The sequence below is a fragment of the Protofrankia sp. Cr1 genome (assembly GCF_963555865.1).
GTDB lineage: Bacteria > Actinomycetota > Actinomycetes > Frankiales > Frankiaceae > Protofrankia.
In genome coordinates this window covers 1-2,719 of record NZ_CAUVXO010000090.1, presented here as the reverse complement: position 1 = coordinate 2,719, position 2,719 = coordinate 1, and the positions used below count along the sequence as shown (strand labels likewise).

Genomic DNA, 2,719 nt, shown 5'->3' with positions numbered 1-2,719 from the left:
GACGGTCCGCGGCAACCGCATCACCAACTCCCGGAGCGCCGGCGTGTTCGTCTCCGACAACGGTGCGGGGCTGTTCGAGGACAACATCGTCAACGGCAACGCGAAAGGCGATTGGAACGTGTCGGGCGCTGACAGCACGAGGATGGTCCGCCGGTGAGAATCTCGGCTCGCCGGTTCGTGTAGCGGGGCCGTGGGCACATCTGTCGGCCTGATTTTTATATTCCTGGGTGAAATGTCGGCGTGTCCCCACCGGGATGCCTCCGCTGGGATCAGCGGCAGCCTACCGAGTGTCTACAAGATCGGGAACAGTCCACTTGAGCCCGGTGCCGCGACGAGTGGCACGCCGGGTTCTGAAGGGGCGGGGACGCAGCAATGCGTCCCCGCTACCCGACCTACACGCAGGCCGACCGGGGCTGGGCGGAGTGGATCGCCTGGAAGTTGGAAGAGCGCTGCTGGCCACCAACTTGCCTACCGCTCCGCCCTCCTGACCGAGATTGGCACCGTCTCCACCCCCGAGCAGGTGTCCCCGACCAGGACCGCATGCGCAGCCCACGGGCGGAGAACATCGGTGCCAGCGCGCTGCGCAGGGCTAGAACCTGTCCCAGCCCGCCCAGCGCCAGAGTCGACCGGTGCCCGACCTGGCCTCGACGCCGTGCTCCGTCATCTCGAACTCGCCGAAGTCCAGGATCAGCAGCCTGTCGTCGCCCGGTGCGAAGCCGACATCGATCGGCCGGTGCAGCGGCGGACGGGACGGCAGGCCCTGGGTGGACCAGTCGGCCGGGTCGACCAGCAGCAGGTCGCGGCCGAGCTTCGGACCGCCGGACGGCAGGGTCATCGGCGCCTCGTCCCCGAACAGCGTGACCACCAGTCGTCCGGCCAGCGACGACCGCGGCGGTGCCACGGCGAACTTGGTGGCCGCAACATGCGACTCGAAGTTGAGCACAGGCCGCTCGGGAGGGGGGAGTTGGTCATGATTGGCGAGCAGGAAGGTCGGCTGCGGGCCGCGGGTCGGCTTGAACCCGGGGTCGGTCACCGGGACGTCTCCGACGAAGTCGGGCCAGCCGTACCAGGCGCCCTCGCGCACCTCGAACAGCAGATCGGGCGCGTTGCCGATCGGCCGACTACCCCGGTCGTCGGCGCCCTGGTCGACCGCCAGCAGCCTGCCGTCCGGCAGGAAGCCCAGCCCGAAGGCGTTGCGCATCCCCCAGGCCACCAGTTCCAAGTTGCTGCCGTCGAGGTCACAGCGCAGCACTGCCGCGCTGCACGGAAGCCCGGCCGGTATCCGCTGCCCGGGTCGGGTCGGGGTGCCGAACGGGACGAACGCGCCGGTGCTGGTCTGCGCACCGGGCCGGCCGGCCAGCGGGTCCTCGGTGGTGGCGTTGACGCCGGTGAGCACCACGTCGAGGCCGGGAACGTCGTGCGACTGCGGAAGCCGCCCCAGCCAGCCGAGTTCATAGGAATCCAGTCCGATGATCCCCAGATTGGACATCGCGCCTTGCGCGAAATACAGCTTCCCGTCAGGGCCGGCCACGGCCATGTCGATGTGGTAGTTGCCGGGCCCGGGCATGCCGTCGACGATGACCGTCCGCTGATTGTCCGGGCCGATCCGGGTGATCCGGCCGGCACCGCCCTCGGACACGTACAGATCCCCCTGGTGCCAGAGTAGTCCGGTCACCGGCTGGGCCAGGCCGTCGGCCACGAGCTCACGTAACTGCCCGTCAGCATTGAGGTTCAGCCGCCAGATCCGGCCACCGGGCGCCGCGCCGCCGAAGGGGAGGCCGGACTCAGCCAGATACACCCCACCCCGGTCGTCGAAGGCCAGGCTGCTCGGGAAGTCCAACCCATCTGCGAATACGGTAGGCGATGACATTTACGGCCTCTCTCAAGGTGTCCACAAGGAGTTGCGGCCAACCGTCGATCACGGCCAGCGGTCGATTTGTAACAGGACTCGCGAACCATGGTCAAGGACACGGGCCGTAACTATTGAGCTGAGTGGTCCCTATCCAAGGTGGCTGCTAGCGTTCGACGACCCGGAAGACCCGCAGGAGGTGGCCCGGTTCCGTCCGGCGGGGGGCGGCGGCTGGATTTTGGTGACCTCGCGGCGGGCCGGGTTCGGGCAGCTCGGCCGGGTGCTGGAGGTGGCGACGCTGCGCCGGGCCGAGTCGGTCGCGCTGCTGACCGGCCGGCGGTGGCGACGCCGTATGACCTGCGGCATGCCTGCGTATCGACCTGGCTCAACGGGATGGTGCAGGGCACCCAGGTGGCGGAGTGGGCCGGCCACTCCGTGGCGGTCCTCTACCGGGTGTACGCGAAGTGCATCGACGGGGACGTCGACACCCAGCTCCGCCGAATCGAAGCCGCTCTCGGGATCGGCGGTCCGGCGGCCCCGGCCCATTCTGTGCCGCGCATGGTCCGCGAATCGTCGGAGATTGCCGGAGACGATCGGACGTCACCGGACCCCGCCGGAGCGGACGATTGATCGTCCAGCCGACCACTAACCCCTGGGAACATTGGGAAACTGGGGCCCTGACCAGGCTTGTGCGGGAGGGGGGACTTGAACCCCCACGCCCTAGGGCGGCAGATCCTAAGAGGTCTGCTTTGGCAATCTTGACGTGCTGCCAGCGCTTTCCTCGCGGCGCGAACCCTCGAAAGCGCTCGGCGAACGGTCGTGGACTCCCCGCATATTCCACGCGCCATTCCACCTGCTCACCCACCACGC

2 protein-coding genes are annotated in these 2,719 nt (G+C 68.6%); one reads left to right on the top strand and one right to left on the bottom strand.

The features are described 5' to 3' along the window. Positions 1-589: 589 nt before the first annotated feature. Complete coding sequence (locus U9980_RS10160; RefSeq protein WP_322753487.1) at positions 590-1,870, bottom strand: hypothetical protein; 1,281 nt, start codon at positions 1,868-1,870, stop codon at positions 590-592. 318 nt (positions 1,871-2,188) lie between these two features. Between U9980_RS10160 and U9980_RS10155 the strand changes: the two genes are divergently transcribed. After that, positions 2,189-2,479: a hypothetical protein gene (locus U9980_RS10155; protein ID WP_322749887.1), complete on the top strand. Its 291-nt coding sequence runs from the start codon at positions 2,189-2,191 to the stop codon at positions 2,477-2,479. Positions 2,480-2,719: the final 240 nt, after the last annotated feature.